Origin of the sequence: Acetobacter fallax (assembly GCF_011516735.1) — a bacterium.
In the GTDB taxonomy this organism is placed as follows: Bacteria; Pseudomonadota; Alphaproteobacteria; order Acetobacterales; family Acetobacteraceae; genus Acetobacter; species Acetobacter fallax.
In genome coordinates this window covers 1-3,022 of sequence record NZ_WOSX01000100.1, presented here as the reverse complement: position 1 = coordinate 3,022, position 3,022 = coordinate 1, and the positions used below count along the sequence as shown (strand labels likewise).

The window sequence follows — 3,022 nt, the reverse complement described above, 5'->3', positions numbered from 1 at the left end:
TTTATGTGGAATACAATTTCACAACCTCAAAAAAGCAATTTTAAGGTTTCTTTAGGCGGGATAGATGACCTGTACCTGACGTACCCACCAGCCAGTCTCTCAGTTTTGACCAACGTAGCCTTCCGCCCTGATTTCGCACAGCTATGGCCAGAGCCTTCTTCTGCCCGACCAGCACGACGAGCTTCCGCCCCCGTGTAACACCGGTATAAAGCAGGTTCCGCGCCAGCATCGTATAATGCTGCGTCACCAGCGGGATGACCACTACCGGATATTCCGAGCCCTGGCTCTTGTGAATGGTCGTCGCGTAGGCCAGCACCAGTTCGTCCAACTCGCCGAAGCCGTAAACGACCTCCCGTCCATCGAATAAGACCGTCAGTTCGCCCTCTTCCACATCGATCTTGTCGATAACGCCGAGATCCCCGTTGAAGACGTCCCGGTCATAATCGTTGGCGATCTGCATCACCTTGTCGCCGGGACCGTAGGTCCAGCCGAACCGCTCGACCTTCACGTCGCCTGCCGGGTTCAGCGCCTGCTGCAACTCGATATTCAGCGACCGTGCGCCCAGCCCACCCCGGTTCATCGGGCAGAGCACCTGCACGTCGCGGACCGGGTCCAGCCCGAACCGCGCCGGGATGCGGTCCTTCACCACGGCCAGCAACTTGCGCAGTCCGACCTCGGGCTCGGCCGCCTCCACGAAATAGAAATCCGATCCCTCTTCCGCGCTCAGCTCCGGCATCTTCCCTTCGTTGATCCGGTGCGCGTTGGTGATGATCCGGCTCTGTGCCGCCTGGCGGAACACCTCGGTCAGGCGCACCACAGGGACAGCATCGGAGCCAATGATATCGGCCAGCACCTGCCCCGGTCCGACAGAAGGCAACTGGTCCACGTCGCCGACGATCAGCAGAGCCGCGCTGTCAGGTAACGCGCGCAGCAGGGAGCGCATCAGCAGCACGTCGACCATGCTGGCCTCGTCCACAACCAGCAGGTCGCAGGTCAGCGGGTTGGTATCGTCCCGTTTGAAACTGCCATTGCCCGGATCCGTCTCCAGCAGTCTATGGATGGTCTTGCCTTCCAGCCCCGTGCTTTCCGACAGGCGCTTCGCCGCCCGGCCGGTCGGCGCGCAAAGTTGCACGTCTGTGCCCTTGGCAGTCACGATCTTCAGAATGGCGTTGACCAGCGTGGTCTTGCCCACGCCAGGACCACCCGTGATCACCAGCACCTTGCTACGCAGTGCAAGGCGCACCGCTTCCTGCTGGCTGGGCGCCATGGCAAGTCCGGTCTTGCCTTCCACCCAAGTCATGGCCTTTTCAGCATCGATCTCCGGCCAGGGCGGCCGACCCACGGCGCAGGCGCGCAATCGCTCGGCGATGCTCTGCTCCGCGCGATAGAGACCAGCCAAGAAGATGCAACTCGTCTCTCCCACGCTATCAGCGACCACGTCTCCCGCTTCCAGCTCCAGCGCGAGGGCTGTTTCGATCAGAGGGGCGGCGACCTCCAGCAGTTCGGCGGTGCTGGTCAGGAGTTCACCGACCGGGAGGCCGCAATGCCCTTCATCCATCGCCTCACCAAGGGCATAGGAGATCCCGGCCCTCACCCGGATCATGGCATCAGGCGCGATCCCCATCTTCCGGGCGATCTGGTCGGCGGTTTTGAAGCCGATGCCCCGGATGTCCTTCGCCAACCGATAGGGGTTCTCGCTGATCAGTCTGACCGCATCCTGCCCGTAGGTCTTGAAGATCCGTACCGCCCGCGACGTGCCGACGCCGTTGCTGTGCAGGAACAGCATGATCTCGCGGATCACCTTCTGGTCTGCCCAGCCACCGACAATCCGTTCGGCCCGCTTGGGACCAATGCCTGTCACTTCCCGCAGGCGATGCGGTTCCTGCTCGATCAGGTCGAACACGGCCTCGCCGAACGCTTTCACCAGTTTTTTGGCATAGACGGGACCAATGCCCCGGATCATGCCCGAGCCGAGATAGCGCTCTATGCCTTCGACCGTGGTCGGCGGACTGGCCTTGAGGAACTCCGCCTTGAACTGCAAGCCGTGGGTGTGGTCGTTGAACCAGCGCCCCGACATCTGCACGAACTCACCCGCCGAGATCATGGCGGCATGGCCGACGACAGTGACCAGATCGCGCTGCCCCCGCACCTTCACCCGCAGGACGCAGAAACCGTTCTCGGCATTGTGGAACGTCACCCGCTCCACGAGGCCGGCCAGCGCTTCCGTTTGGCATTGTTCTCCAACCACGGCACTGGTCATTCTGATTCTGTGAACGGAGAAGACACTTGGGAACCGCATGTTGCCGAAATTTCGCCAGGCGTTCGGCCATCCAGCGCTGGCTTATCTCGAAGCTTGTTTAACATTCCCTCCAATGCTTCAACGTCTCCGGACACGGCATCCCGTTCCTCTGGGCTTAACCAGACCTCTTCCAGTAAACGATTGGCTGCTTGCTGAGCGGCCAGGACAACGCCCTTGGCGCTTGGCTTCGGAATATTGAAATAACAGCGTGCGCATGCCATGCGATGCGGACAAGTGCTCCAAAACGCATTGCTACAGTAAGAATCACCTAAATCGTAATACTTCCAAGGTGCTCCATCCTTCGTTGCGCCTGCCGCAATAACCTCCTTATCAATAACAATTTCGATCATCCGCGCCGCCTGATCCGCCTTGGCAAACGCACTCGCCAATTGCGTAGGTTTCGACCGAACATAGCTCATCGTCGATTGAACGGACGTATGGCCGCACCATTTTGCCAAATCGAATATTGTCATTCCTTGCGGAACGCTGGCCAGCATAGAAACGGCTGAAGCCCGTCCACGGTGACTTGTAATACGGCCTTTACTGTCCTCAATCGGAATACCAGCCTTTTTGCACAAAAGCGGGATAACAGTCTGATTTAAAACTTCCTTCGCGATTGGCCTGTTCCGAAGTTGAAAGAGAAAATGTACATGTTCACCGGTTCGCCGATCAAGATGTTTGCGGGGTGACGCTCGTTTTTTCATCCAGGCCGTAATGTACTTA

General features: G+C 59.2%; 2 protein-coding genes. Both read right to left on the bottom strand.

From position 1 onward, the window contains the following. Window positions 1-40: 40 nt before the first annotated feature. Entirely contained in the window at window positions 41-2,260 is a 2,220-nt protein-coding gene (gene recD2 / locus GOB85_RS18540) for an SF1B family DNA helicase RecD2 (protein ID WP_146893021.1), read from the bottom strand. Further along, window positions 2,257-3,022: site-specific integrase (locus tag GOB85_RS18535; RefSeq protein ID WP_173578842.1), on the bottom strand; the 766-nt coding region annotated here is incomplete at its 5' end. The genes recD2 and GOB85_RS18535, both read right to left, overlap by 4 nt.

Bases quoted from the DNA above. Each gene is read 5' to 3' on its own strand.
- recD2 (WP_146893021.1), bottom strand. From the start codon at position 2,260: ATGACCAGTGCCGTGGTTGGAGAACAATGCCAAACGGAAGCGCTGGCC.